Raw genomic sequence first — 24,752 nt, 5'->3', positions numbered from 1 at the left:
CGGAGCCTCAGAGTAGGGCGCACGGCGCGGACCGAGGGCCCGATGGCGCGGCCCGTCGGGAAATGGTCGTTCCCTTCAGCCCCTTGGCCCCCCTCAGCGCAGAATCACCTCATTGACCTCGGGCGTCGCCGCCCCGGCCCGCCAGGCCAGGCGCACGCCCCCGACGGCGCCACCGCCCGTGGCAAGCCGCGTGTAAGGCCCGGACAGGGTGCCGATCCTGCGCCAGGCGCCGCCCGTCAGCACCTCGACGCCCGCCGCCCCGGCGGGTGCCCCCTGCGGCCGCAGGACGGTGACGGAGCGGGCCGCGCGGGGCGCGTCGGGCGTGAACTCCAGCGACTCACCCGGCTGCGCGGCCCGCGAGGCCTGATAGGCGGTCGCCGGGTCGCCGTCCCCCGCCGACCGCAGCGTGCTGCCCGGTGCCGCGGGCGGGCCGCCGGCCACCGTCGCCGCCTCGGCCCCGGCCACCGCGAACTCCCGCACCACCAGCCAGGTGTCCTGCGCCCGGGTGGCCCGGGCGCGGACGTACCGGGCCCGGGTCCCGGCCGGCGGCTCGGCCCGGACATCCGCCTGCTGGTCGAACGCGGCCAGCGGGTGCCAGTTCTCGTGGTCCGAGGAGTACTCCAGGACGCCGTGCCGCAGGTAGTCGTCCGGGCTGCCGCTCTTGCCCATCGCCAGCCGTACGGCACCCAGCGGCCGTTCCCTGTGCAGATCCAGTTCGACGAAGGAGCCGGCCCCGGGCGCCGTGCCGCTCCAGAAGTAGGTGGCGTCATCGCCGTCGGTCATCCGGGACACCGCGTTGTCCTGGTGGGCCGACAGGTCCGTGGCTCCCTTCGGGCGGCCGGCGACGCCCAGCGCCGCATCGTGCGCGGCCACCGCGTCCTCGACGAAGGTGTCCAGCACCCCGTCCGCCACCAGCACCGGAACCCGCTTCCCCGCCATGTCCACGTAGACGAAGGACCTGGCGGTCCGCACCAACTCCGGGATCCGCTGCCGCAGTTGCCAGGCCGTCGCACCGTCGCCCGCCTTCACCGCCTCGACCAGCCGCAGGGCGGTACGCGCCGCGGTGCCCCAGGCGCGGGTCGCGTCCAGCCAGGGCCCGCTGTCCTGGACGAACCCCCGGTCGGCGAGCCGCTCCCGCAGCACCGCCGGCGCCTCCTGCAGGGTCCCCAGCACCCCGTCCAGCCGTCGCGCGTCCCCGTCCTCGCCGAACTGCGCCAGGGCGGCGGACAGTTCGGGCGCCTGCCGCGGGTTGAGCGAGGAGGCGTACTGGGCATCGGCGAAGGCCCGCAGGGCCCGTGCCGCGCGGGCGTCGCCGCCGGCCAGCTCACCGATCGCCGCACCCCACGAGGCACGGGCGTCGTACGCGGTGTCGTTCCACGCGTAGTCGGCCACCGTGTACAGCGCGAGCTTGGACGCGGCAGGCTGGATCATCGGGTTCGCGGTGATCCCCGCCAACTGTTCCGGCAGCCCCTTCTCCCGGCCGTTGAACGGCCCGAGCAGCAGCCGGTCGGTCACATAGTCGTTGACCGGGTAGTTGTCCCACGTCAGGATCCGGTGCCCGAACACCTCCCGCGCCTGCCGTGCCTGGGCGACGGTCATCGTCGGCGCGATCACCCCCACCCCCGTCCACTCGACCAGCACGTCCTTGTCCAGCCGGGTGGCCAGCGCCTTCTTGTAGGGCGACGGCTTCACGTCGTAGTACTCGGTCGGCACCATCTGCAGCGGCGCCGCCCCCGGATGCCCGGCGATGAACTCCTGCTGGACGCGGTTGAGCAGATGGGCCTGCGCCGCCCCCGCCGCGCCGCCGCCGGTCCCGAACGCGTCCTTGTCCGCGGCGCAGTTCCAGTCCGTGTAGCTGATGTCGTCCAGCGGCACCGCGAAGGTCCGCACGCCGATGTCCCACAACGTCTGGAACTTGGCGGTGAGCGCCTTGAGGTCCGCGTCGGAGCTGTAACAGACGGACAGCCCCGGGGAGAGCGCATAGGTGAACTCCACATGCCGCTCGTGCGCCCGGTCCACCAGCTCCTTGAGCTGCGCGAGCCGGTCCGCGGGGTAGGGGTCGCGCCACTTCGCCCGCAGGTAGGGGTCGTCCTTGGGCGAGTACGCATAGAGGTTCATCTTGTGCTCGCCGTAGAAGTCGAGCTGGTCGAGCCGGGCCGCGTGCGACCAAGGGGTCCCGTAGAAGCCCTCGATGACGCCGCGCAGCGGGGTCGCCGGCCAGTCCCGTACGGCGGTGCCCGGCACCTGGGCACCCGGCCGCTCCCGGTGGGGCAGCAGCTGCCGCAGGGTCTGCGCGGCGTAGTACGTACCGGTGGCGTCCTTGCCGGACAGGGCGATCCGGCCCGCGCCGACGGCCAGCGCATAGCCCTCCGCCGGCAGCCCGTCGCTGCCCCGTGCCCCCAGTGCCCGCAACGTCCGGGCCGCGCCCGCGCCGTCCACGTACACCGTCAACTGCCCGCCGCCCGGCGCCCGTCCGGCCCGTACCACCCGGTCCGCACCGGCGTCCGCCAGCGCCTTCTCCACGACGGCCAGTGCCGGGCGGTCGGTGTCCGGCCCGGCGACGACGGTCACGGAGGGGGTGACGGTGACCCGGTCGGGCCGGCTGCGGACGGATCGGGGCGTGGGGGAGAGGGGACGGGAGACGGACGTTCCCGTGCCGTCCCGCGGGCCGTTGTGCCCGGCCTTCCCGCCGGCGCCCGGCGGCCCCGCCATGCCCGTCAGGGGGAGCGCGGCCAGGGCCGTGGCCAGTGCCGTGGCCGCCGCGGTGCGCGTACGGTGCATCCTTCGGTCCTCCTCGGTGCGGCGAGGTGCGGGACGAGCGTCGTGCGAGCCTTCGCGCCAGCAGGCTTCACCCGCCCGCCGCGCCGCGGCAATGGACTTTCGCACCGAAGGGATGGACGTTGGGACGCACCGGCCGCCCGCGGTGTCACCGTGTCTTGGCGACGATCACCAGGAAGCTCAAGAACGCCAACAGCACGTGCGTCGCCACGACATAGATGAACACCCGCACATAGAGCCCGCGCGGTGGCGCGTCCTCCTTGTACGTCCGGGCGGCGGGCCCCGCCTCGGGCAGCGGCTCCGCCGGCGGGGGAGTGGCAGGAGTGATCTGATCAGGCACGACGTACGGTCCTTCCGTCAGGAAAGGCGCGGGGCTCACAGCCCGCGGCGCCTGGCGTCGTCGCCGAGGCACAGCTCGGCGGCCCCGCTCTGCAGCAGCGTGTGGACGAACAGCAGCACCACACCGCCCGGTGCGGCGGCGGCGATCCGGTGCGGCGTCAGCGAGTCGAAGTGCGCGGCGTCCCCCGGGTCCAGCACATGCACCGCGGCGCCGAGCGTCAGCCGCAGCCGCCCCTCCAGGACGTACAGCCACTCCTCGCCCGGGTGCACCCGCACCAGATCGCCCTGCGCCCGCTGCGGCACATGGACCCGCAGCGCCTGCATCGCCCGCCCGGCGCCGCCCACGGTCCAGTACGTCCAGCCGCCGGCCTCCGACGGCTCCGTACGGCCCGCGCGCACGACCGGGTCCCGCTCCGCGGCGGTCTCGCCGAGCAGGTCGGATACCGTGGTGCCGTACGTACGGGCCAGCGCCAGCAGCATCGGCAACGACGGCTGCCGCTGATTGGTCTCCAGCCGCGACAGGTGCGCGGGCGAGAGTCCCACCAGCCGGGCCGCGGTCTCCAGCGTGAGACCACTGCGCCTGCGCAGATCACGAAGGCGCGGCGCCACGGTGGACAGGTCCTCCGGCACAGCGCCGGCGGGCCCGTCGGGGAGCTCGGTCATAACCCCGGTATAGCGACCCTTCGCCTCCCGGGCAAAAGATTTGCCTGAGAGGCAAATTCCGCGGGGAGTACGGAAGGTGGCGCGGGCGGTGGTCCTTGCGTGCCCCCGGGCGGGGCGCACGGCGCGTCGGCCACTGCCGACCCGGCCGGGGAATCGGCACCTTCAGTGCGTAACGCCCTCCTCACCACGTGTACTCAAAAAGTCCGAATAGCGGGCGTTCACCTCCCGCGCGCGTACGTGTCTTCACACTCGTGAGGCTCACCGAACGTCTCAATTAGTGAACAGGCACGACCATGAGTCGGACTTCCACCCGGTCGCCCCAGGCCGCCCCGCAGGACGCGCAGAACAGCGAGTCCGTGCTGTCGCACGGCCTCAAGCAGCGCCATCTCTCGATGATCGCGCTCGGCGGGGTCATCGGCGCGGGGCTCTTCGTCGGCTCCGGCGTCGGCATCGCCGCGGCCGGACCGGCCATCGTCCTGCTCTTCGCGGGGACCGGCGCGCTGGTCATGCTGATCATGCGGATGCTCGGCGAGATGTCCGCTGCCCGGCCCTCCACCGGCTCGTTCTCGGTGCACGCCGAGGAGGAACTCGGCTCCTGGGCAGGGGCCACCTCGGGCTGGATGTACTGGCTGATGCTCTGCGCCGGCGTGGCCGCCGAGGCCACCGCGGCGGGCACGATCATGCACAGCTGGGTGCCGTTCGTCCCCGCCTACGGCTGGGTGGCGGTCTTCATGGTGTTCTTCTGCGCCAGCAACCTGACCGCGGTCAAGAACTTCGGCGAGTTCGAGTTCTGGTTCTCCGCCGTCAAGGTCACCGCGATCGTCGCCTTCCTGGTACTGGGCGTGCTCGGCATTCTCGGGGTCTTCGGCGACGCGCCCGGCACCCACCACCTCACCGGCCACGGCGGCTTCTTCCCGACCGGCGCCGCCGGACTCGCCGCCGGACTGCTGACCACCATTTCCGGCTTCGCCGGTCTGGAGACCGTCACCATCGCGGCGGCCGAGTCCGACCACCCGAGCCGGAACGTGGCGCGTGCCGTCCGCACCGCCGTCTGGCGCATCGCCGTCTTCTACATCGGCTCCATGGCCGTGGTCGTCACCCTGGTGCCGTGGAACAACCCGCGGGTCGCCACGGACGGCCCGTACGTCACCGTCCTCGACCGGCTCGGCATCCCGGCCGCCGGCACGATCATGCAGATCGTGGTGCTGGTGGCGCTGCTCTCCGCGATGAACGCCAACATCTACGGCTCGTCGCGCATGGCGTACTCCCTCGTCAACCGGGGCCAGGGGCCGCGCCTCCTGGCCAAGGTCACCCGGGGCGTGCCCGCCGCGGCCGTGGTGGCGTCCTGCCTGTTCGGCTTCGCCGCCGTGATCGCCGGGATCGTCTGGCCGACCACGGTGTTCGCCTGGCTGCTGAACATCGCGGGCTGCTCGGTGCTGGTCGTCTGGTCCATCGTCTGCCTCACCCAGCTGAAGATGCGCCGCCGCCTGGAGCGCGAGACCCCCGACCTGCTCCTGGTGCGGATGTGGGCCTTCCCCTACCTGACCTGGCTGGCGCTCGCCGCCATCCTCGGCGTCTTCGCCGTGATGGCCGGCAGCTCCGACGGCCGGCAGCAACTCCTCGGCACGGCCGTCGTGGCCTCGGCGCTGGCGGGTGCGGGCTACCTCAAGCAGCGCCGCGACCGGCGCGCCGTCGCCGAGGTCTAGACGCCGTCGCGGGGCTCAGCGGCTCGCCGGTGCACACCCCGGGCCTCCCGGTGCGCCTGCCGGGCCGCTCCCCCCGCTCCGGCCGCAACCCGTTCGAGGAAGCCGAGGCGGCGCCCGCCCGGCTTCGACGGTGTGACGGACACGCAGCGGAACGCCGTCGAACGATGCGTCAACCGCCTCAAGCGGTGGCGCGGCCCGGCCACATGAGGCGACAAGCCCGCCCTCGCTCACCAGGCCGCCGCTGCGGGTGAGCAGCGGCACGGCTCACACGTCGACGAGTGTGAAGCGCTGAGCGGCAGACCCGTCGCAGGCATCGCCCTCGATCCTGGCACCGTCGTTGACGCCCGTCACGGTCCAGCAGAGTCCCATGGACAACGACCTGAACCCGATGTCCGGCCGGCCGTACTCGGCGAAGTAGGTGAAGCGCTGGTGATACGAGCCCTCCCTGCACTCCTGCTGGCTGATCGGCCACGTGACCCCATTGCCCCCGGATGCGCCGAGGATGGTCAGGCACTTGTCCGCGAACGTTCTGATCTCGTGGGTCGGGTTCGCCACGCCGTCGTTCATGCTCTTGAAGCGCTGGGCGGGAAGATTCTGGCACCGGTTCTGTTCCAGCGAAGCGCCGTCGCCGGTGCTCTGGTTCCTGATGGTCAGGCACTTGCCCGTGGACGTCTTGATCTGAACGAGGTGATAGGCCGGGTACGCCTGCGCGGGCCGAACTGCTCCGATCATGGAGGCAAGGACTGCCGCTGCGCCGGCTACGGCTACTGCCGGCCGTCGCAGGAACCTCATCATGGTGCCGATCACGGGCCTCTTCTCCTTCGTGGGACGCGCCAGCTCGCACACTCGCCACTGGTCAGCACCGCTCAGGCTGCCCCGTCGACGGCATGGGGAAAGGGCAGGCCACCCCGTGTGGCCGATACCCGGCGCACCTGCCACTCCCGCGGGTGACCGGACTGACCGGATCCGGCCATGCACCCGCACCCTTCGCGGAGCGCGGTCCCTCGGAGCGCCAAGGAGACGCGCCCTGGGGGCAGCCGCCGCCTGGGGTACCGCTCGACCGGTGCCGCGGGTGCCGCGGGTGCCGCGGGTGCCGCCGGTGCTGCCGGTGAACCGCCCGCGGCCGCCCGTGCCGTGGGCAATCCCGAGGTAAAGACAGCGTCGGGACGGGAGCGCGATTTTGGGACGATTGGGGCAGTTGGGGGCCGTGGGGTTGTGAACTCCCGGAAAACTTCCGCCCGTTGGGATTGACAGGATCATGTCTACGCGCGTCATTCTGGAGGCATGAGAATCCCCCCACGGATCACCAGGTTCGGCGCCGCCGGCGCCCTCGCTTCGGCCCTTCTCATCGGCGGGACCGCGGTCTCCGCCACGCCTGCCCTCGCCACGACCCCCACGGCCGCCTCGTACGCCGCGACGGCGCACGTTCCGTCCGTGCACGTCGCGGACGTCGGCAAGGTCTGCTACTCCAAGCTGCCTTCGCAGGCCCACGACACCCTCGACCTGATCGCCAAGGGCGGGCCGTACCCGTACCCCAAGGACGGGACGGTCTTCGACAACCGGGAGGGCATCCTGCCGTCCCAGAGCTCCGACTACTACCACGAGTTCACCGTGGTCACGCCCGGCTCGCCCGACCGCGGTGCGCGACGCATCGTCACCGGCGAGAAGAAGGAAGAGGACTACTACACCGCCGACCACTACAAGACGTTCGACCTCGTCGACCGGGGCTGCTGACGGCTCGACGGAACAGCGGAGCGGCGGTCCCTGCCAGGGGCCGCCCCCAACTCGCGGCGGCCGGGGTGCACTACGCACCCCGGCCGCCGCTGTGCTGTGCGCCGGTGCTGGGCGTCTTCGCCGTGCGCCCCCTCCGACCTCCCTCTTCTTCCCATTCTTGGCAGAAGGGGCGCACGGGGCGCACCCCCGCGAGAGGATTGTCAGTGGTTCCCGGTAGCGTTTCGGCAGAAACGAGGAGCGGGCGGGCATCGGCGGAAAAAGACCATGTGCGGTCGGCTGCTGGGGCACGCCCCGGAAAGTGCCGTATCCGCCATGGGTCATGGTGGGCCGGCATGGAGCGTCGGAGACAAGGAAGGACGGCGAACTGCCGTGTATCGCTGGGAGATCACCCGGGCCGCACTGGCGCAGCGGGTTTTCGCCATCGTCCGCAGCAGAACCTATGACGAGGCGAGCGCGACGGCCGACACCCTGCTGTCGGCGGGCATCACCAGCCTGGAGATATCCCTCACCACCCCCTTCGCCCTGGAGGCGGTGACGACGCTCAGCCGTGAACTCGGTGACGACGCCATCATCGGCGCCGGCACGGTCCTGGACGCGGCATCGGCCCGGATGGCGGTCGACGCGGGCGCCCGCTACCTGGTCTCGCCGAGCCTCGACGCCGAGGTCATCCGTACCGGCCACCGCTACGGCATCCCGGTCTTTCCCGGGGTCTGCACGCCGACGGAGATGGTCCGCGCGCTCGAACTCGGCGCGGACGCGGTCAAGCTGTTCCCCGCCTCGGCGTACGACCCGGCCTGGCTGGCGGAGGTCCGCGCCTCGCTGCCGCAGGTGCCGGTGCTGCCGACGGGCGGGGTCACGGTCGACAACGCGCCGGAGTGGATCGCGGCGGGCGCGGTCGCCGTCGGCATGGGGGCGGCGCTCTCCGAGGGCGACCGCGACACCGTTGCCAAGCGCGCCGCCGACCTCCTCAACCGCCTGGACGAGGCCGCCCCCGACCGCCCGACGACCCGGGGCACCGCGGACCTCTACGAGGACTGACGGCCCCTCGGCTCGCCGCCGCCGCTGCCCTCCGGCCGTCCCGGCGGCCGGTCGGGGGCTTCACCCGCATCGCGGGCTCTGCCACCCTGAGCGCTTCGATCATGCGATCACGCCGCCGCGTCCAGGAGTCACAGGAGCCCCCATGAAGCGCGCCGCCACCCTCTCCGCCCTGGCCTGTCTGCTCGCCGTCACCGCCGCCGCCCCGGCGGCGTCGGACACACCGGCCGGCGGAGGGGCGACCACCACCACCGCAGCCGCCGGCAGGGCATCGGCCCTCGACACCGTTCCCCGGCGCGGGGTGCTGCGTGTCTGCACCACCGGCGACTACCGCCCCTTCACCCACCTCGACCCCGCGACCGGCAAGTACAGCGGTGTCGACATCACGATGGCCGCGGACCTCGCCAAGAGCCTTGACGCCACACCCCGCTACGTGGCGACGACCTGGGCCGGGCTGGTCGGCGACCTGTCGTCGGGCCGCTGCGACATCGCGATGGGCGGCGTGTCGGTCACCCTCCCGCGCGCCCGCTCCGTCGCCTTCAGCGAGCCCACCCGCACCGACGGGAAGACGCCCATCGTGCGCTGCACCGACAAGGACAAGTACCGGACCCTGTCCCAGATCGACCGGCCGGGGACCAGGGTCGTCGTCAACCCCGGCGGCACGAACGAGGAGTTCGCCCGCGCCCACCTCAAGCGGGCCACGCTCACGGTCCACCCGGACAACACCACGATCTTCGACGAGATCATCGCGGGCCGCGCGGACGTGATGATGACCGACGCCGGCGAGACCCGCTACCAGGCGAAGATCCACCCCGAACTCTGCTCGCTCCACCCGGACAAGCCCTTCTCCTTCTCCGAGAAGGCCTATGCGCTGCCCCGCGGCGACCACGACTTCCAGGAGTACGTGGACCAGTGGGTGCATCTGGCCACTCATGACGGCACGTACCGGAAGTACGAGGACGCCTGGATGAAGTAGGGCGCCCGGCCGCGCCGGGGCCGTCGGCGCCGAGGTCCCGACCTCCCGGCCTGTCGTCGGGAGCCGGCCGGCCAACTGCTCAACGGCCGTGCGGAGAACGCCCGGCGCTCGTCCTCGGCGCCTAGCGCCCGCCCGTCGTCCCGTCGCCGGCCCCGTTCCCGTTTCCGTGCTCGCGGGGCGGCGCCCGGTGTGCGAGGACATTGACGATCCGGCCGTTCGGATCCCTGACGAAGAACCGGCGGACGCCCCACTCCTCGTCCCGGAGCGACCGGACGATGTCCGCGCCGGCGGCCTGGAGGGCGGCGTGGACCGCGTCCACGTCCTCGACCTCGATGCTCATGTCGGGGGTGACCGGGGCGGTCTCGTCGTGGGTCATGAAGGTGAGCTGGGCGGTGGGGTTGGCGGGGGACGCCAGCGTCATGACCCAGCCCTGGTTCATGACCTCCACCAACCCCAGCAGGCCGTAGAACGCGCGGCTTTCCTCCAGGGCGTCGGACTGGATGTCGGGGACGACGCGACGTACGGACATACCGGCTGACTCCTCGGGGAGGGGCGGACGGGTGGTGGGGTGGTGCACTCGCCGGTCCTTGGTTACCAGAGAAGGGGCTGGGTGTCCCCGGAAGTCACCGGGTTGCCCGGATGCGCGGGCAAGCACCGTGGACGCGGCGATCCCGTACGCCCGGCCGCCCCGTACGCCCGTCCACCCCCGTGCGCCCGGCCGCCCCGTGCGCCCGTCCGCCCGGCTGCCCCCGGCCCCCGGCCCCCTTGTCCGGACAATGTGACCTCCGGACTTCCCGTCATCTGTCCGGGCGGATACGCTCGCGAACGTGGGGAAACGCGATACAGAAGCCCTGGGTGCCGAGAGCCCCGTCCAGTTCAGCGTGGACCGGAGCAGTCCGGTCCCGTTGTATTTCCAGCTGTCCCAGCAGCTGGAGGCCGCGATCGAGCACGGCAAGCTGGCTCCCGGCAGCCTGCTCGGCAACGAGATCGAGCTGGCCGGCCGGCTCGGCCTGTCCCGGCCGACCGTGCGGCAGGCGATCCAGTCGCTGGTCGACAAGGGGCTGCTGGTGCGCCGCCGGGGGATCGGCACCCAGGTCGTCCACAGCCAGGTCAAGCGCCCGCTGGAGCTGAGCAGCCTCTACGACGACCTGGAGGCGGCCGGGCAGAAGCCCGCCACCCGGGTGCTGCTCAACACCACCACCGAGGCCGACGCCGAGGTCGCCGCCGCGCTGGGCATCGCCGAGGGGGCCGAGGTCGCGCTGGTCGAGCGGCTGCGGCTGGCGCACGGCGAGCCCGTCGCGCATCTGCGCAACCTCCTGCCCGCGGGGCTGCTCACGCTGGAGACCGCCGAACTGGAGGAGACCGGTCTCTACCGTCTGATGCGGTCGGCCGGCATCACCCTGCACAGCGCCCGGCAGGCGGTCGGCGCGCGCGCCGCGACCGCCGAGGAGGGGGAGCGGCTCGGGGAGCCCGAGGGCGCTCCGCTGCTCACGATGCAGCGGACCACCTTCGACGACACCGGGCGCGCGGTGGAGTTCGGCACGCACGTCTACCGTGCCTCCCGCTATGCCTTCGAGTTCCAGCTGCTCGTACGGCCCTGAACGCTCCTGAAGGGGCGCGGAGGCGGCGATCCGCCGTCCTGAGGGCAACCGGGCGCAGCGGGTTCGGCTGCGATGTCCCGCTATGGCACCCCTGGACGACGTCTTCTCGTCAGAATGTTCTGACAAACCATTGACGTGGCTCCGCGCGCGCCGTTACAAACTCCTCCAGCCGCAGTCCGGCGGCCGGGAGAAAAGGCGGTCCCACGATGATCGGCGTGCGTACGGCTGGTCCCCTCACTGTCCGCGGCGTCACGGTGCGCACCGCCGCCGCCTTACTGACCACTGCCGCCCTGGCGACCGGATGCGCCGCCGGCGGGCAGGACGCCGCGGGTGCGGCCGCCGGCTCCGGCAAGGGTGCCGGCACCCCGCGCATGACGATCGGGATGGTCAGCCACGCCGGCGACGGCGACACCTTCTGGGACATCGTGCAGAACGGCGCCGAGCAGGCGGCCGCGAAGGACAACGTGAAGTTCCTGTACGCCCACGACAAGGAGGGCGCCCAGCAGGCCGCGCTGATCCAGTCGTACATCGATCAGAAGGTCGACGGGCTGATCGTCACCCTCGCCAAGCCGCAGGCCGTCAGGGCCGCCGTCCGCAAGGCCGTGGCGCAGGGCATACCCGTGATCACCGTCAACTCCGGCGGCGAGTTCTCCCGGGCCTACGGGGCGCTGACGCACATCGGGCAGGACGAGTCCGTGGCGGGGCGGGCGGTCGGCGAGGAGCTGAACCGCCGGCACCGGAGGAAGGCCCTCTGCGTCGTCCACGAGCAGGGCAATGTGTCGCTGGAGGACCGCTGCGCCGGTGTCCGCAAGGCCTTCCACGGGACGGTCGAGAACCTCGATGTCGACGGCACCAACGCGCCGGCCTCGCAGTCCTCCGTCGAGGCCAAGCTCCAGTCCGACAAGGACCTCGACGCGGTCGTCACCCTCGGCGCGCCGATGGCGGCGATCGCCGTCAGGGCCGAGCAGGAGGCGGGCAGCGCGGCGCAGCTCGCGACGTTCGACCTGAACTCCGCCGTCGTCAAGCTGCTCAAGGCCAAGGACGTCACCTTCGCCGTCGACCAGCAGCCCTACCTCCAGGGCTACGAGGCGGTGGACCTGCTCTGGCTCCACAAGGCCAACGCCGACGTGCTCGGCGGCGGCAGGCCGGTGCTCACCGGGCCGGCCCTGGTCACCGGCAAGGACGTACCGAAGCTGACCGAGTACACCGGGCGAGGCACCCGGTGAGGCCACAGGGAAGACGGGACCCGATGAACCGGGACAGATCACCGGTAACGGATACTTGGCCGGTTGGGCCCGGCCGACCGGTGCCGGAGCCGGTGCACGGCACCGCACGCACCCGGACCGGCCGGTCCGGACGGCGCGGGCGATCAACGCAGTCGAGCAGACAACCAACGCAGTCGATACGGCAGCATCAGCGGGAAGGGCGAGTCCTCGTGGCACGGGTTCGGAGAAGGGGACGCGTCGTCGGCGCCGTGCTGGCGGCAGTGGTCGGCGTGGGTCTGGCGGGGTGCAGCAGCACCGGGGGTCTGCGCGCCGAGCAGGAGCGCGCCGCCCAGGCGGCCGGCGGCAAGGCCGCGGTGAACACCCCCAGGTGGACGTTCGCGATGGTCACCCACTCGGGAGACGGCGACACCTTCTGGGACATCGTCCAGAACGGCGCCCAGCAGGCCGCCGTCAAGGACAACATCAAGTTCGTCTACGGGCACGACAAGGAGGCCCAGCGGCAGAGCCAGCTGGTGCAGTCCTACATCGACCAGAAGGTCGACGGGCTGATCGTCTCGCTCGCCAAGCCCAGCGCGATGAAGGACGTGATCGCCAAGGCCGAGAAGGCCGGCATCCCGGTGATCACGGTGAACTCGGGCGCCGAGGCGTCGAAGGCCTTCGGTGCGCTCAGCCACATCGGGCAGGACGAGACGGTGGCCGGTGAGGCGGTCGGCGAGGAGCTGAACAAGCGCGGCCGGAAGAAGGCGCTGTGCGTCCTGCACGAGCAGGGCAACGTCGGCCACGAGCAGCGCTGCGACGGCGCCAAGAAGACCTTCAAGGGCGATCTGCAGAAGCTGTACGTCGAGGGCACCAACATGCCCGATGTGCAGTCCTCCATCGAGTCCAAGCTCCAGTCGGACAGCTCCATCGACGCAGTCGTCACGCTCGGCGCCCCGTTCGCCCCCACCGCCGTCAAGGCCAAGGAGCAGGCCGGCAGCAAGGCCGAGATCGACACCTTCGACCTCAACGCCCAGGTCGCGACCGGGCTCAAGGACGGCTCCCTCGGCTTCGCCGTCGACCAGCAGCCCTACCTCCAGGGCTACGAGGCCGTCGACCTGCTGTGGCTCTACAAGTACAACTCCGACGTCCTCGGCGGCGGAAAGCCGGTGCTCACCGGACCCCAGGTGATCACCAAGAAGGACGCCGCCGCCCTGCAGGACTACACGAAGCGGGGGACCCGATGAGTCACACCGACGCACCGACGCCGGTCCCCGCGGGGCCGCCCGCCAAGAGCGCCGGCGACGAACGGCTGCTGCACCGCTCCCTGGCACGCCGGCTGATGGGCCGCCCCGAACTGGGCTCGGTCGTCGGCGCCGCCGCGGTCTTCGTGTTCTTCTCGATCGTCGCCGAACCGTTCCTGCGGGCCTCCAGCCTCTCCACCGTGCTCTATGCGTCCTCGACGATCGGCATCATGGCCGTGCCGGTGGCGCTGCTGATGATCGGCGGGGAGTTCGACCTCTCGGCCGGTGTGATGGTCGTCAGCGCGGCGCTGATCTCCTCGATGTTCAGCTACCAGATGACGGCCAACACCTGGGTGGGCGTCGGGGTGTCCCTGCTGGTCACCCTGGCCATCGGGGCCTTCAACGGCCTGCTGCTGACCCGTACGAAACTGCCCAGCTTCATCATCACGCTCGGCACCTTCTTCATGCTGACCGGCCTCAACCTCGGCTTCACCAAGCTGATCGACGGCACCGTCTCCACGAAGTCCATCGCCGACATGGAGGGCTTCGACTCGGCCCGCCGGGTCTTCGCCTCGCATCTGACGCTCGGCGACGTCGACATCCAGATCACCATCCTGTGGTGGATCGTGCTGGTCGCCCTCGCCACCTGGATCCTGCTGCGCACCCGCGTCGGCAACTGGATCTTCGCGGTCGGCGGCAACGCCGACGCCGCGCGGGCGGTGGGTGTCCCGGTCACCAGGACCAAGATCGGCCTCTACATGGGCGTCGCCTTCGCCGCCTGGGTCTCCGGCCAGCACCTGCTGTTCTCGTACGACGCGATCCAGTCCGGCGACGGGGTGGGCAACGAGTTCCTCTACATCATCGCCGCGGCGGTCGGCGGCTGTCTGATGACCGGCGGCTTCGGCTCGGCGATCGGCGCGGCCGTCGGCGCCTTCATCTTCGGCATGGCGAGCAAGGGCATCGTCTACGCGCAGTGGAATCCGGACTGGTACAAGTTCTTCCTCGGCGCGATGCTGCTGCTCGCCACGCTCCTGAACGCATGGGTCCGCAAGCGGGCGGAGGAAAAGGCATGACAGCGCTGGTCGAGCTGACCGATGTCAGCAAGTACTACGGCAACGTCCGGGCACTGGAAGGCGTGTCCCTGGAGGTGCACGCGGGGGAGATCTCCTGTGTGCTCGGGGACAACGGCGCCGGCAAATCCACCCTCATCAAGATCATCGCGGGGCTGCACCGGCACGACGCGGGATCCTTCACCATCGACGGCGAGGAGACCTCCCTCGCCTCCCCGCGCGAGGCCCTGGACCGCGGGATCGCCACGGTCTACCAGGACCTGGCCGTCGTCCCCCTCATGCCGGTGTGGCGGAACTTCTTCCTCGGCTCCGAGCCCACCACCGGCGCCGGCCCCTTCAAGCGGCTCGATGTCGAGACGATGCGCGAGACCACCCGCAGCGAGCTGCTGCGGATGGGCATCGACCTGCGCGACGTCGACCAGCCCATCGGCACCCTCTCGGGCGGCGAACGCCAGTGCGTGGCCATCGCCCGCGCCGTCTACTTCGGCGCCAAGGTCCTCGTCCTGGACGAGCCGACGGCGGCGCTCGGCGTCAAGCAGTCCGGCGTCGTCCTCAAGTACGTCGCGGCCGCGCGGGACGCCGGGCTCGGCGTGGTGTTGATCACCCACAATCCGCACCACGCGTATCTCGTCGGTGACCGCTTCGTCCTGCTCAAGCGCGGCACCATGGCCGGCAGCCACGCCAAGTCGGAGATCGCCCTGGAGGAGCTCACCCGTCAAATGGCGGGCGGCAGCGAACTGGAACAGCTCAGTCATGAGCTGGCCCGGAGCGCGACCCCGGAGTTCCCCGGCGGCCATCGCCCCGAGTGATCACCACCGCGCCCCGCACGGCCCCAGGGCTGTGCGGGGCGCATCACTCTCCGTCGCGGTGCGCCGGACGCCGCCGGTGATGCACAATCGCACCGAACCCGCACATCGAGGCCCCGGCCTCCCGAGACCCGCAGGGACGAGACGACTCTTGCGAGCACACAGCCGCCGCATGGGGGCACTGCCCACGCCCACCAGGCAGTGCGGGAGCAACGGCGAAGAGGTCGGTCGATGAGCATGTACCGGGACCGGGTGCACCGAGGCTCCGCCAGGGCCACCGTGCTGCGCACGGTCGGCACCCGCGAGCGGCGCTCGCACCTGACCGCCCCCCGGGTACCCACCGTGGGTATCGACATCGGCGGGACCAAGGTCATGGCGGGGGTGGTCGACGCCGACGGCACCATCTTGGAGCAGGTCCGCACCGAGACGCCGGACAAGTCCAAGAGCCCGAAGGTCGTCGAGGACACCATCACCGAGCTGGTGCTCGACCTCTCCGACCGGCACGACGTCCACGCGGTCGGCATCGGCGCGGCCGGCTGGGTCGACGCGGACCGCAGCAATGTGCTGTTCGCACCCCACCTGAACTGGCGCAACGAGCCGCTGCGCGACCGTCTCGCCGGCCGCCTCGCGGTCCCGGTCATGGTCGACAACGACGCCAACACCGCCGCCTGGGCGGAGTGGCGCTTCGGCGCCGGCCGCGGCGAGGACCACCTCGTCATGATCACGCTCGGTACCGGCATCGGCGGCGCGATCCTGGAGGACGGCGCCGTCAAGCGCGGCAAGTACGGCGTGGCCGGCGAATTCGGCCATATGCAGGTCGTCCCCGGCGGCCACCGCTGCCCGTGCGGCAACCGCGGCTGCTGGGAGCAGTACAGCTCCGGCAACGCCCTGGTGCGCGAGGCGCGTGAGCTGGCCGCCGCCGACTCCCCGGTCGCGTACAACATCATCGACCGGGTCGGCGGCCGCATCGGCGACATCACCGGACCGCTGATCACCGAGCTGGCCCGGGAGGGCGACGCAATGTGCGTCGAACTCCTCCAGGAGATCGGCCAGTGGCTCGGCGTCGGCATCGCCAACCTCGCCGCCGCCCTCGACCCGTCCTGCTTCGTCATCGGCGGTGGCGTCAGCGCCGCCGACGACCTGCTGATCGGCCCGGCCAGAGAGGCCTTCCGGCGCCATCTCACCGGCCGCGGCTACCGTCCCGAGGCCACCATCGCCAAGGCCCAGCTCGGCCCCGAGGCCGGGATGGTCGGCGCCGCCGACCTGGCCCGGCTGGTGGCCCGCCGCTTCCGGCGCGCCAACCGGCGGCGCGTCGAGCGCTACGAACGCTACGAACGGGCAGGCCGCCGATGACCGACACCGACCTGCACACCGTGCACGACGACGCCCAGCCCGCCCCGCCGCCCCGCGCCAAGCGCCGGCGCCCGGTGCTGATGGCGCTGATCGTCTTCCTGCTGATCGCGATCCCGGCGGGCTACATCGTCATCTCCGCCGAGCAGAGCCGGGACAGCGGCGAGGGCAAGGAGGCCGAGGCCGCCGCCACCGGCCTGACCAACGCCTTCCCCTCCAAGGTCCAGCAGCGGATCTACAACGTCCCGGTGCCGATCGGCTCCACCCCGGTCTACTACTACGAGACCAACTCCTGGCAGACCAGTTCGCTGTTCGTGCAGTTCAGGACCAACGCGTGGGGCCTGGAGCACTACCTCAACGCCATCGGCACCAGCACCGCCGCCCTCAAGAAGAACCAGCAGACCATCCCGGCCGAGCAGGCCGCGAAGGTCGGCTGGGACTTCGGCACCGACGTGCCCTGGGCCGGCACGACGACCTCCGGGAAGGCGCCGCACCCCTATCAGCGGATCATGGTCAGCTACGACGAGCCGGGGCACCCGGTCGTCTACACCGTGTCGACCGTGAGGTTCTGACCGGGCTCGGCGGCAGATCCGGGAACGGCCGGCCGGGAAGGCCCGACGGGAAGGCCGGGTCGGCCCGAGAGACGCGACCGACAGGCTCGACCGAGAGGTTCCATCCGGGAATTCCGATCGGTCCCCGATGCCGGATTGCTCCCGCCCCGTCCTCGTCGGTACGGGAGTGTCGGACCGGGTTCCGGTTGCGATCCGGTACCGGTTCCGGCGCCGGATCCGCTTCCGTCCAAAATGCCCCGCCCCTTCCTGACCCGGGTGTCAGGACCGCCCCGCGGAGTGGGTAGCGTGGCCGGGTGAGTGAGAAGACCCTGCAGCACCGGATCGACGGCCCCGACGACGCCCCCGTACTCGTACTGGGTGCGGCGCTCGGGACCACCTGGCACATGTGGGACCGGCAGATCCCCGAGCTGACCCGTCACTGGCGGGTCATCCGGTTCGACCTTCCCGGACACGGCGGCTCGCCCGCCCACGCGGCGGCCTCCGTCGCCGAACTGGCCGACCGGCTGATCGCCACCCTCGACGCCCTGGGCGTGGACCGCTTCGGCTACGCCGGCTGCAACATCGGCGGGGCCATCGGCATCCAGCTGGCGCTCACCCGCCCGCACCAGGTCACCTCGCTCGCCCTGGTGTCCACCTCGCCGCGCTACGGCACCGCCGACGCCTGGCGCCAGCGCGGCGTCGTCATCCGCACGAACGGGCTGGACCCGATCGCCCGCACCGCGCCCGAGCACTGGTTCACCCAGGGCTTCGCCGGCGCCCAGCCCGCGATCGTCGAATGGGCCGTCCAGATGGTGCGGACCACCGACCCCGGCTGCTACATCGCCGCCTGCGAGGCGCTGGCGTCCTTCGACGTACGGTCCTCCCTCGGCCGGATCGGGGTGCCCACGCTCGCCGTCGTCGGCTCCGAGGACCAGGTCACCCCGACCACCGACGCCCGCACCCTCGTCGCCGGGATTCCCGACGCGAGCATGGCGCTGGTGCCCGGCACCTCCCACCTCGCGCCGGTCGAGCAGCCCGCGGCCGTCACCGAGCTCCTCATCCGGCACTTCTCCACCGCCTGGCACGACAAGCCCGGCCCCGGCGGCCAGACCGCCATCGGCGCCGCGGCCCCCAAGCCGCAGATCGCGCCCCCGCCGCCCCCGATGGCGCCGCCCGCCGCCATAGAGTCCGGTCTCGCGCAGCCGGAGCAGGCCCGCGGCGCCACGTACGAAGCGGGCATCAAGGTCCGCCGTGAGGTTCTCGGCGACGCCCATGTCGACCGGGTCGAGGCCGCCGCCGACGACTTCACGGGCGACTTCCACGACTTCATCACCCGCTACGCCTGGGGTGAGACCTGGACCCGGCCGGGCCTGGACCGCCGTACCCGCAGCGTCATCACGCTCACCGCGCTGGTCGCCCGCGGCCACCACGACGAGCTGGCGCTGCACACCCGCGCGGCCCTGCGCAACGGCCTCACCCCCACGGAGATCAAGGAAGTCCTGCTGCACACCGCCGTCTACTGCGGTGTCCCGGCGGCCAATTCCGCCTTCGCGGTCGCCCAGCGGGTGATCCGGGAGGAGACGACGCCGGAAGCCTGAGGGGCTCCTCGGGCGAATGACGGGGCTCCCCGGAGCGAGGCGGCTCCCGTAGTGGCGTGCGGATGTGCCGCGGCCTGGGGCGGGAGCGCACCCGCCGCGGCCCGCCACGGCAAGATGGGCCCATGGAACTCACCAAGAAGACCCACGCCTGTGTCCGGTTGGAGAAGGACGGGCGGACGCTCGTCATCGACCCCGGTGTCTTCAGCGAGGAGGACGCGGCCGTCGGCGCGGACGCGGTCCTGGTCACCCATGAGCACATGGACCACTTCAACGAGGACCGGTTGCGGGCGGGCATGGAAGCCAACCCCGCGGCCGAGATCTGGACCCTGTCCAGCGTCGCCGACCAGCTCGCCGGCGCGTTCCCCGGCCGGGTGCACACGGTCGGCGACGGGGACACCTTCACCGCTGCCGGCTTCGAGGTGGAGGTGCACGGCCAACTGCACGCCGTCATCCACCCCGACATCCCGCGCATCACCAACGTCGGCTTCCTGATCGACGGCGGCACGGTCTTCCACCCGGGCGACGCCCTCACGGTCCCGGAGGGCCGTACGGTCGACACCCTGCTGCTGCCCGTGCACGCCCCCTGGAACAAGATCGCCGAGATCATCGACTATGTGCGCGAGGTCGCGCCGCGACGGGCCATCGACATCCACGACAGCCTGCTGCAGGACCACGCCCGCCCGATCTACGACTCCATGATCGACAAACTGGGCGGCGGGGCCGAGCACGGCCGTCTCACCCCGGGGAACCGGACCGCCCTTGGCTGAGGGCCGACTGTCAGTGCCGCGCGGTAGGTTTACCGGCATGCGCATCGCGACCTGGAACGTCAATTCGATCACCGCCCGCCTCCCGAGGCTGCTGGCCTGGCTGGAGAGCACCGGCACGGACGTGCTGTGCATCCAGGAGACCAAGTGCAGCGCCGAGCAGTTCCCGTACGACGAGCTGCGCGCGCTCGGCTACGAAGCCGCGGTCAACGCCGACGGCAGGTGGAACGGCGTGGCACTGCTGTCCAAGGTGGGGCTCGACGACGTCGTCCTGGGCCTGCCCGGCGGCCCGGAGTACGACGGGGTGCAGGAGCCGCGGGCTGTATCGGCCACCTGCGGCCCGGCCCGGGTGTGGTCGGTGTACGTCCCCAACGGCCGCGAGGTCGGACATGCGCACTACACCTACAAGCTCGGCTGGTTCGAGGCGCTGAAGACGGCCGTCGCCGAGGACGCGGCGGGCTCCCGCCCGTTCGCGGTCCTCGGCGACTACAACGTCGCACCGACCGACGACGACGTCTGGGACCCGGCCGTCTTCGAGGGCGCCACCCATGTCACGCCCGCCGAGCGTGCCGCCCTGAGCGCCCTGCGCGAGGCGGGCCTGTCGGACGTGGTGCCGCGCCCCCTCAAGTACGACCGGCCGTACACCTACTGGGACTACCGCCAGCTCGCCTTCCCCAAGAACCGCGGGATGCGCATCGACCTCGTCTACGGCAACGAGCCGTTCGCCAAGGCCGTCTCGGACTCCTATGTGGACCGCGAGGAGCGCAAGGGCAAGGGCGCCTCGGACCACGCCCCGGTCGTGGTGGACCTCGACGTCTAGGGCGGTGTGACGGCAGGAGGACGCGGGGCGTCTGGGACCTGGGGCCGGCCGGGCCAGGCCCGCGGGGCCGGTCCGGTCCGCGGGGTTCGATCGAGCAGGGCCCCGCAGGACCCGTCCGGGCAGGCCCCCGCGGACCGGCCCGCGGGACCGGCCGGGGACGGCGTCAGCCCTGCCCCGGTACCAGCGCCCGGAGGTCCACCGCCTCGCCGAGCGCCTTCAGGCCCGCGTCGCCGGGATGGAGGTGGTCGCCGCTGTCGTAGGCGGGCAGCAGCCGTGCGGGCCGCTGCGGATCGCGGAGCACCGCGTCGAAGTCCAGCGTCGCGTCGAAGACGGTGCCGGCCTGCTCGCGGACGAAGGCGTTGACGGCCCGGCGGCGGGCCTCCACGGCCGGGGTGCAGTCGGGGTAGCCCTCACAGGGCGCGACGGTCGCCCCCACCACCCGCAGCCCCCGCTCGTGCGCCCGCCGCGCCAGCGCCCGCAGACCGGCGGCGACCTCGTCGGCCGGGGTCCCCCAGCGCACATCGTTGATGCCCTCGAAGATCACCACCGTCCGCGCCGAGGGCTGCGCCAGCACATCGCGCTCCAGCCGGTGCTGGGCGCTCACCCCGCCGGTGTCCGCGCTGACGCCGTCGCCCGGATACCGGTCGGTGACGATGCGGTTCGCCGAGATGCCCTGGTTGAGCACGCCGTAGCGGGGCAGCGCGTGCTGCGCCCGGAAGCGGCGGGCCAGGACGTCCGGCCAGCGCCGGTTGGTGCCGCTCGTCGACTTCACCCCGTCGGTGATCGAATCGCCCAGGGCCACCACCGAGCCGGGACCGCCCTCGACATCGACGCCGGTGAGGAACGGCCAGAAGGTCATCGTTCCGGGGTACGCCGCGCCCCCGGTGTCCGCGGTGCGGTCCCCGCTGCCCGCGGCGCTCAGATACGACAGCTGGGCCGCCTCCTGGTGCACCGGCGCCGCCGTCACCGTCCCCGGCAGATGGATGCTCACCAGCAGATCGGTGCCGGCCGGGACGGTGAAGCCGACGGGATCGCTGAACGCCTCGGCCCCGGCCGGAACACGGACCCCCAAGCGCCCCTTCCCGAAGGTCAGGGGCACCGGCGCACGGTCCGCCGCCGCCCCCGCGCCGCGCACCGCGATACTGGCCGCCCCGATGTCCACGGGCGCCGCGGCGAAGGTGTTGGCGATCCGTATCCGCGCCCGCGGCCCGCCCGCGCCGCTGTGCACCACCAGCCGCAGCGTACGGTCGGTCCAGGGCCCCACTGCCCGGTAGCCGGCCGTGCTCGCCGCCCAACTCCCGGTCCTGCCACGGCCGCTGTCCCGTACGGCTACCGCGAACACATGCAGCGCGCCGGACGCCGCGGCCCGCTGGGGCAGGACCACCGAGCTCACCTCCCGCCCCGGCCGCAGCGCGACGGTCACCGCATACAACCGCGCCGCCCCGGTCAGCTGCCCGTCCGGAGCGTTGACGTGCGGCAGTGCCACCGCTTTGGTGCTCATCGGCCCCGACCGCCAGTCGGGGGCGGTGAGTTCATAGCTGCTGTGCGAGCCGTCCCGGTAGCGCACGGTCCCGGTGCCGGTGGCCGGGCCGCCCGTCCCGGCGACCAGGAAGGTCAGCGCCCCGCCCCGGCCGCGTACGGCCACCGCCTGACCGTCCGCCAGCACGTTGTCCGGCGTCCCGGGAGCGGTGCGCGGCAGGCCGAGCCGGGTGCCGTCGAGGGTCGGCGTGCTGCCGGGGGACCAGCCGGCCGCCGCGAGGTCCTGGGCGGACAGCGAGCGGCCGGCACCGTCGAAGTCGGCCGCGCCGGGCCGGGAGTTGTCGCTCACCGCCCGGTTGTCGAAGAGCCGCGCCAGGGGCAGCGCGGGGGGCGGCCGGTGCGCCGCGGCGGCCGTCGCGGTTCCGGCTCCGGTGGCCGGCAGTGCGGTCGCGGTGAGCAGCAGGGTCAGGGCGGTGCCCCATCGTCGTCCACGCATCGGTCCGTGTCCCTCCGGTTGGCGCCAACGGGCAGGTGTGCACTGCGTTCCAGGCCGGGCCCGCGAGGGGCAGGGGGGTACCTGGGATCTGGCAGATCCGATCCGAGCGCCATGAAGGTAGGGAGGCGAAGGGGAGGCGTCAAGGTGACGAACGGGGCACGGGTGTGCCGCGCGCCTGTGGCCGCGACCAGAAGGCGGGTGGGACCCTGCAGACCATGAACATGTCTTTCCTGGACAGGTGGCGCAAGCGGCGGAACGCGCACCGGTCCGTACCGCTCGCGGAGTCGGTGCGCGCCGACCCCGAGAGCGTCGTCGAGTTGCTGTCCGAGTGCGAGCTGCTGCGGGCCCAGGCCGCCACCGCGGGCGTGGAACTGGACGACTCCGTACGGTCGTTGGAGGCCCTGGACCAGTTGCAGCCGGTCTGGCGGGACGACCCGGAGGTGCTGCCCTGGCTCGGCAACGACGCCGGTCTCTACCTGGGCACGGTCCTGGTCCGCACGGTGCGCGGCGCCGTCTGGCACGTCTGGCCGGACGGGCAGCCGGTGGTCCGGCTGGCGTCCGGGCGGGAGATCGACGTGGTGGCCATGGGCCATGACTGGGCCGACATCGGCGCGCCCGAGCTGTCGCAGGTCTACGCCGAGGCCGCGGAGAGCTGACCTCGGGCCGGGAGTGCGGGCGGCGGTCCCCGAGGCTCCCGCAGGGCTGTGCGGAAGGTTCATCCGTAACCCTGATTTATCCGCCCATCTCCGTGCATGCGTGCGTGTCAGGGGAGAGGCGCCCTGTTCGCCCCGGTAGGTTGCGGGCTCTCCGCTGTACGGATGAGAGTGGGCAGGTCTGCATATGGCCGGTGATGCGCTGATTGAACTGCGCGGGGTCAACAAGCACTACGGAAAACTGCATGTCCTGCGGGACATCGACCTCACCGTCGGCCGCGGGGAGGTGGTCGTGGTCATCGGGCCCTCCGGGTCCGGGAAGTCCACCCTGTGCCGGGCCATCAACCGCCTGGAGACCGTCGAGTCGGGCGCCATCGAGCTGGACGGGCAGCCGCTGCCCGAAGAGGGCCGAGCGCTGGCCCAGTTGCGTGCCGAAGTCGGCATGGTCTTCCAGTCCTTCAACCTCTTCGCCCACAAGACGGTGCTGGACAACGTGATGCTGGCGCCGATGAAGGTCAGGAAGAAAAAGAAGGACGAGGCCGCGCGGCGCGCCCGTGAACTCCTGGACCGGGTGGGGCTCGCCTCCCAGGCCGACAAGTATCCGGCGCAGCTCTCCGGCGGCCAGCAGCAGCGCGTCGCCATCGCCCGGGCACTGGCCATGGACCCCAAGGCGCTGCTCTTCGACGAACCGACCTCGGCCCTCGATCCGGAGATGATCAACGAGGTGCTGGAGGTCATGCGGCAGCTCGCCCGGGACGGGATGACGATGGTCGTGGTCACCCACGAGATGGGCTTCGCCCGCTCCGCCGCCAACCGCGTGGTGTTCATGGACGACGGCCGCATCGTCGAGGACCGCACGCCCGACGACTTCTTCACCGCGCCGCGCAGCGAACGGGCCAAGGACTTCCTCTCCAAGATCCTCAAGCACTGAACGGGGGTGCCGTGATGCCGCACAGCCACTCCTCGCCCCTGCGCCGTGCCCTCGCGGGCGTCGTGTTCGCCGTGTTCGCCGTGCTCGCCCTGGCCCTCGCAGGCTGCGGCCGGGAAGGCAGTCCGCCGGTCAAGGGCCCCAAGGGCAGCGAACTGCCGCAGTACCCGGTCGCCAAGAACTTCTCCCTGCCCGCCTCCCCGACCTGGGTGAAGGCCAAGCGCCGCGGCCATCTCGTCATCGGCGTCAAGGAGGACCAGCCCTACCTCGGCGAACGCGACCCGGCCTCCGGCCAGTACACCGGCTTCGACATCGAGATCGCCAAGATGATGTCCGCGGCACTCGGCTTCCCGCCGCACACCATCGAGTTCAAGACGATCGCCTCCGCCAACCGCGAGACGGCCCTGCAGAACGGCCAGATCGACCTCTACGTCGGCACCTACACCATCAACGACAAGCGCAAGAAGCTGGTGGGCTTCGCCGGCCCCTACTACCTGGCCGGCCAGTCGCTGCTGGTGCGCACCGACGAGAACGACATCAAGGGCCCGCAGGACCTGGCCGGCAAGCGGGTCTGCTCGGCGGCCGGATCCACCCCCTACCAGCGCATCCAGGCCGACTACCCCAAGGCCGTGCTCGTCTCCTACGACACCTACTCGGTGTGCGTCGACAACCTGCTCACCTACCAGGTCGCCGCGGTCACCACCGACGACGCGATCCTGCTGGGCTACGCGGCGAAGGTGCCCGACGAGCTGAAGGTGGTCGGCAAACCGTTCTCCGAGGAGCCGTACGGCATCGGCGTGCCCCGGGGCGACAACGCGCTGCGGTTCGCGCTCGACGACGCCCTCGCCGCGAACGAGAAGAACGGCAACTGGCGAAAGGCGTACGAGGCGACGCTCGGCGCGTCCGGCGTGCCCGCCCCCGAGCCGCCCCCGATCGACCGCTACCCGGCGACCTGAGAC

Annotated in this window: 23 protein-coding genes; 17 read left to right on the top strand and 6 right to left on the bottom strand. The window is 71.8% G+C overall.

All coding sequences use genetic code 11. The features are described from left to right. Nucleotides 1–93: 93 nt before the first annotated feature. The 3 genes from AB0411_RS02470 to AB0411_RS02460 all read right to left on the bottom strand — a co-directional run bounded on the left by AB0411_RS02470 (nucleotide 94) and on the right by AB0411_RS02460 (nucleotide 3,780). Complete coding sequence (locus AB0411_RS02470; RefSeq protein ID WP_366415311.1) at nucleotides 94–2,781, bottom strand: beta-N-acetylglucosaminidase domain-containing protein; 2,688 nt, start codon at nucleotides 2,779–2,781, stop codon at nucleotides 94–96. Between the two features lie 145 nt (nucleotides 2,782–2,926). After that, nucleotides 2,927–3,118: a DUF6126 family protein gene (locus AB0411_RS02465; RefSeq protein ID WP_366415310.1), complete on the bottom strand. Its 192-nt coding sequence runs from the start codon at nucleotides 3,116–3,118 to the stop codon at nucleotides 2,927–2,929. 35 nt (nucleotides 3,119–3,153) lie between these two features. Next, a complete protein-coding gene (locus tag AB0411_RS02460) occupies nucleotides 3,154–3,780 on the bottom strand; it encodes a helix-turn-helix domain-containing protein (protein WP_366415309.1) in 627 nt (208 codons plus the stop codon). 293 nt (nucleotides 3,781–4,073) lie between these two features. On the opposite strand from AB0411_RS02460, the gene AB0411_RS02455 reads away from it, so the two are divergent. Beyond that, nucleotides 4,074–5,486 carry an amino acid permease gene (locus AB0411_RS02455; protein ID WP_366415308.1) on the top strand — a complete coding sequence of 471 codons (1,413 nt, stop codon included), beginning with the start codon at nucleotides 4,074–4,076 and terminating at the stop codon, nucleotides 5,484–5,486. 264 nt (nucleotides 5,487–5,750) lie between these two features. Here the strand turns inward: AB0411_RS02455 and AB0411_RS02450 are convergent, their stop codons facing one another. Further along, on the bottom strand, nucleotides 5,751–6,293 hold the full coding sequence (locus AB0411_RS02450) for an RICIN domain-containing protein (RefSeq protein ID WP_366415307.1): 543 nt from the start codon (nucleotides 6,291–6,293) through the stop codon (nucleotides 5,751–5,753). Between the two features lie 477 nt (nucleotides 6,294–6,770). Here AB0411_RS02450 and AB0411_RS02445 point away from each other — a divergent pair, with 477 nt between their 5' ends. The 3 genes from AB0411_RS02445 (at nucleotide 6,771) to AB0411_RS02435 (ending at nucleotide 9,231) form a co-directional block, all read left to right on the top strand. Continuing rightward, nucleotides 6,771–7,220 (top strand): ribonuclease domain-containing protein, encoded by a 450-nt coding sequence (locus tag AB0411_RS02445; RefSeq protein WP_366415306.1) that lies wholly within the window; start codon nucleotides 6,771–6,773, stop codon nucleotides 7,218–7,220. A gap of 369 nt (nucleotides 7,221–7,589) precedes the next feature. Further along, nucleotides 7,590–8,258, top strand: coding sequence for a bifunctional 4-hydroxy-2-oxoglutarate aldolase/2-dehydro-3-deoxy-phosphogluconate aldolase (locus tag AB0411_RS02440; RefSeq protein WP_366415305.1), 669 nt, complete (start codon nucleotides 7,590–7,592; stop codon nucleotides 8,256–8,258). 142 nt (nucleotides 8,259–8,400) lie between these two features. Continuing rightward, nucleotides 8,401–9,231 (top strand): transporter substrate-binding domain-containing protein, encoded by an 831-nt coding sequence (locus AB0411_RS02435; protein WP_366415304.1) that lies wholly within the window; start codon nucleotides 8,401–8,403, stop codon nucleotides 9,229–9,231. 121 nt (nucleotides 9,232–9,352) lie between these two features. Here AB0411_RS02435 and AB0411_RS02430 read toward each other — a convergent pair whose 3' ends face one another. Next, nucleotides 9,353–9,760, bottom strand: coding sequence for a VOC family protein (locus tag AB0411_RS02430; protein ID WP_366415303.1), 408 nt, complete (start codon nucleotides 9,758–9,760; stop codon nucleotides 9,353–9,355). 298 nt (nucleotides 9,761–10,058) lie between these two features. On the opposite strand from AB0411_RS02430, the gene AB0411_RS02425 reads away from it, so the two are divergent. The 10 genes from AB0411_RS02425 (at nucleotide 10,059) to AB0411_RS02380 (ending at nucleotide 20,237) form a co-directional block, all read left to right on the top strand. Continuing rightward, nucleotides 10,059–10,832 carry a GntR family transcriptional regulator gene (locus AB0411_RS02425; protein ID WP_366415302.1) on the top strand — a complete coding sequence of 258 codons (774 nt, stop codon included), beginning with the start codon at nucleotides 10,059–10,061 and terminating at the stop codon, nucleotides 10,830–10,832. 206 nt (nucleotides 10,833–11,038) lie between these two features. Further along, entirely contained in the window at nucleotides 11,039–12,058 is a 1,020-nt protein-coding gene (locus AB0411_RS02420) for a sugar ABC transporter substrate-binding protein (protein WP_366415301.1), read from the top strand. A 248-nt stretch (nucleotides 12,059–12,306) separates the two neighbouring features. Continuing rightward, nucleotides 12,307–13,281, top strand: a complete 975-nt coding sequence (locus AB0411_RS02415) for a sugar ABC transporter substrate-binding protein (protein ID WP_403145324.1) — start codon at nucleotides 12,307–12,309, stop codon at nucleotides 13,279–13,281. Next, nucleotides 13,278–14,351: an ABC transporter permease gene (locus AB0411_RS02410; protein ID WP_366415299.1), complete on the top strand. Its 1,074-nt coding sequence runs from the start codon at nucleotides 13,278–13,280 to the stop codon at nucleotides 14,349–14,351. The genes AB0411_RS02415 and AB0411_RS02410 overlap by 4 nt, the downstream gene beginning before the upstream one ends. Continuing rightward, on the top strand, nucleotides 14,348–15,157 hold the full coding sequence (locus AB0411_RS02405) for an ATP-binding cassette domain-containing protein (RefSeq protein ID WP_366415298.1): 810 nt from the start codon (nucleotides 14,348–14,350) through the stop codon (nucleotides 15,155–15,157). The genes AB0411_RS02410 and AB0411_RS02405 overlap by 4 nt, the downstream gene beginning before the upstream one ends. A gap of 228 nt (nucleotides 15,158–15,385) precedes the next feature. Further along, on the top strand, nucleotides 15,386–16,507 hold the full coding sequence (locus tag AB0411_RS02400) for an ROK family glucokinase (protein WP_366415297.1): 1,122 nt from the start codon (nucleotides 15,386–15,388) through the stop codon (nucleotides 16,505–16,507). Then, nucleotides 16,504–17,076, top strand: a complete 573-nt coding sequence (locus tag AB0411_RS02395) for a hypothetical protein (RefSeq protein ID WP_366415296.1) — start codon at nucleotides 16,504–16,506, stop codon at nucleotides 17,074–17,076. Before AB0411_RS02400 ends, AB0411_RS02395 begins: the two co-directional genes overlap by 4 nt. 293 nt (nucleotides 17,077–17,369) lie before the next feature. Next, on the top strand, nucleotides 17,370–18,653 hold the full coding sequence (gene pcaDC / locus AB0411_RS02390; RefSeq protein WP_366415295.1) for a bifunctional 3-oxoadipate enol-lactonase/4-carboxymuconolactone decarboxylase PcaDC: 1,284 nt from the start codon (nucleotides 17,370–17,372) through the stop codon (nucleotides 18,651–18,653). A 122-nt stretch (nucleotides 18,654–18,775) separates the two neighbouring features. Then, the gene (locus AB0411_RS02385; protein WP_366415294.1) at nucleotides 18,776–19,420 is read left to right on the top strand and encodes an MBL fold metallo-hydrolase; all 645 of its coding nucleotides are present in this window, start codon (nucleotides 18,776–18,778) and stop codon (nucleotides 19,418–19,420) included. Nucleotides 19,421–19,457: 37 nt separating this feature from the next. Next, a complete protein-coding gene (locus AB0411_RS02380) occupies nucleotides 19,458–20,237 on the top strand; it encodes an exodeoxyribonuclease III (protein ID WP_366415293.1) in 780 nt (259 codons plus the stop codon). A 163-nt stretch (nucleotides 20,238–20,400) separates the two neighbouring features. On the opposite strand, the gene AB0411_RS02375 is transcribed toward AB0411_RS02380, so the two are convergent. After that, the gene (locus AB0411_RS02375; RefSeq protein WP_366415292.1) at nucleotides 20,401–22,212 is read right to left on the bottom strand and encodes an SGNH/GDSL hydrolase family protein; all 1,812 of its coding nucleotides are present in this window, start codon (nucleotides 22,210–22,212) and stop codon (nucleotides 20,401–20,403) included. Nucleotides 22,213–22,427: 215 nt separating this feature from the next. On the opposite strand from AB0411_RS02375, the gene AB0411_RS02370 reads away from it, so the two are divergent. The 3 genes from AB0411_RS02370 (at nucleotide 22,428) to AB0411_RS02360 (ending at nucleotide 24,749) form a co-directional block, all read left to right on the top strand. Further along, nucleotides 22,428–22,868, top strand: coding sequence for a DUF6278 family protein (locus tag AB0411_RS02370; protein WP_366415291.1), 441 nt, complete (start codon nucleotides 22,428–22,430; stop codon nucleotides 22,866–22,868). Between the two features lie 184 nt (nucleotides 22,869–23,052). After that, the gene (locus tag AB0411_RS02365) at nucleotides 23,053–23,796 is read left to right on the top strand and encodes an amino acid ABC transporter ATP-binding protein (protein WP_366415290.1); all 744 of its coding nucleotides are present in this window, start codon (nucleotides 23,053–23,055) and stop codon (nucleotides 23,794–23,796) included. Nucleotides 23,797–23,810: 14 nt separating this feature from the next. Beyond that, nucleotides 23,811–24,749, top strand: coding sequence for a glutamate ABC transporter substrate-binding protein (locus AB0411_RS02360; protein ID WP_366415289.1), 939 nt, complete (start codon nucleotides 23,811–23,813; stop codon nucleotides 24,747–24,749). Nucleotides 24,750–24,752: the final 3 nt, after the last annotated feature.

This window comes from Streptomyces angustmyceticus, from assembly GCF_040701845.1.
In the GTDB taxonomy this organism is placed as follows: Bacteria; Actinomycetota; Actinomycetes; order Streptomycetales; family Streptomycetaceae; genus Streptomyces; species Streptomyces angustmyceticus_A.
Note: the sequence above shows the minus strand (reverse complement) of the source record. Positions and strands in the feature narration are given on the sequence as shown.

Excerpts from the sequence above, each read along its gene's own strand:
- AB0411_RS02470 (WP_366415311.1), bottom strand. The coding sequence starts at position 2,781 with ATGCACCGTACGCGCACCGCGGCGGCCACGGCACTGGCCACGGCCCTG.
- AB0411_RS02460 (WP_366415309.1), bottom strand. The coding sequence starts at position 3,780 with ATGACCGAGCTCCCCGACGGGCCCGCCGGCGCTGTGCCGGAGGACCTG.
- AB0411_RS02455 (WP_366415308.1), top strand. The coding sequence starts at position 4,074 with ATGAGTCGGACTTCCACCCGGTCGCCCCAGGCCGCCCCGCAGGACGCG.
- AB0411_RS02445 (WP_366415306.1), top strand. The coding sequence starts at position 6,771 with ATGAGAATCCCCCCACGGATCACCAGGTTCGGCGCCGCCGGCGCCCTC.
- AB0411_RS02435 (WP_366415304.1), top strand. The coding sequence starts at position 8,401 with ATGAAGCGCGCCGCCACCCTCTCCGCCCTGGCCTGTCTGCTCGCCGTC.
- AB0411_RS02430 (WP_366415303.1), bottom strand. The coding sequence starts at position 9,760 with ATGTCCGTACGTCGCGTCGTCCCCGACATCCAGTCCGACGCCCTGGAG.
- AB0411_RS02420 (WP_366415301.1), top strand. The coding sequence starts at position 11,039 with ATGATCGGCGTGCGTACGGCTGGTCCCCTCACTGTCCGCGGCGTCACG.
- AB0411_RS02410 (WP_366415299.1), top strand. The coding sequence starts at position 13,278 with ATGAGTCACACCGACGCACCGACGCCGGTCCCCGCGGGGCCGCCCGCC.
- AB0411_RS02405 (WP_366415298.1), top strand. The coding sequence starts at position 14,348 with ATGACAGCGCTGGTCGAGCTGACCGATGTCAGCAAGTACTACGGCAAC.
- AB0411_RS02400 (WP_366415297.1), top strand. The coding sequence starts at position 15,386 with ATGAGCATGTACCGGGACCGGGTGCACCGAGGCTCCGCCAGGGCCACC.
- AB0411_RS02395 (WP_366415296.1), top strand. The coding sequence starts at position 16,504 with ATGACCGACACCGACCTGCACACCGTGCACGACGACGCCCAGCCCGCC.
- AB0411_RS02385 (WP_366415294.1), top strand. The coding sequence starts at position 18,776 with ATGGAACTCACCAAGAAGACCCACGCCTGTGTCCGGTTGGAGAAGGAC.
- AB0411_RS02380 (WP_366415293.1), top strand. The coding sequence starts at position 19,458 with ATGCGCATCGCGACCTGGAACGTCAATTCGATCACCGCCCGCCTCCCG.
- AB0411_RS02375 (WP_366415292.1), bottom strand. The coding sequence starts at position 22,212 with ATGCGTGGACGACGATGGGGCACCGCCCTGACCCTGCTGCTCACCGCG.
- AB0411_RS02370 (WP_366415291.1), top strand. The coding sequence starts at position 22,428 with ATGAACATGTCTTTCCTGGACAGGTGGCGCAAGCGGCGGAACGCGCAC.
- AB0411_RS02365 (WP_366415290.1), top strand. The coding sequence starts at position 23,053 with ATGGCCGGTGATGCGCTGATTGAACTGCGCGGGGTCAACAAGCACTAC.
- AB0411_RS02360 (WP_366415289.1), top strand. The coding sequence starts at position 23,811 with ATGCCGCACAGCCACTCCTCGCCCCTGCGCCGTGCCCTCGCGGGCGTC.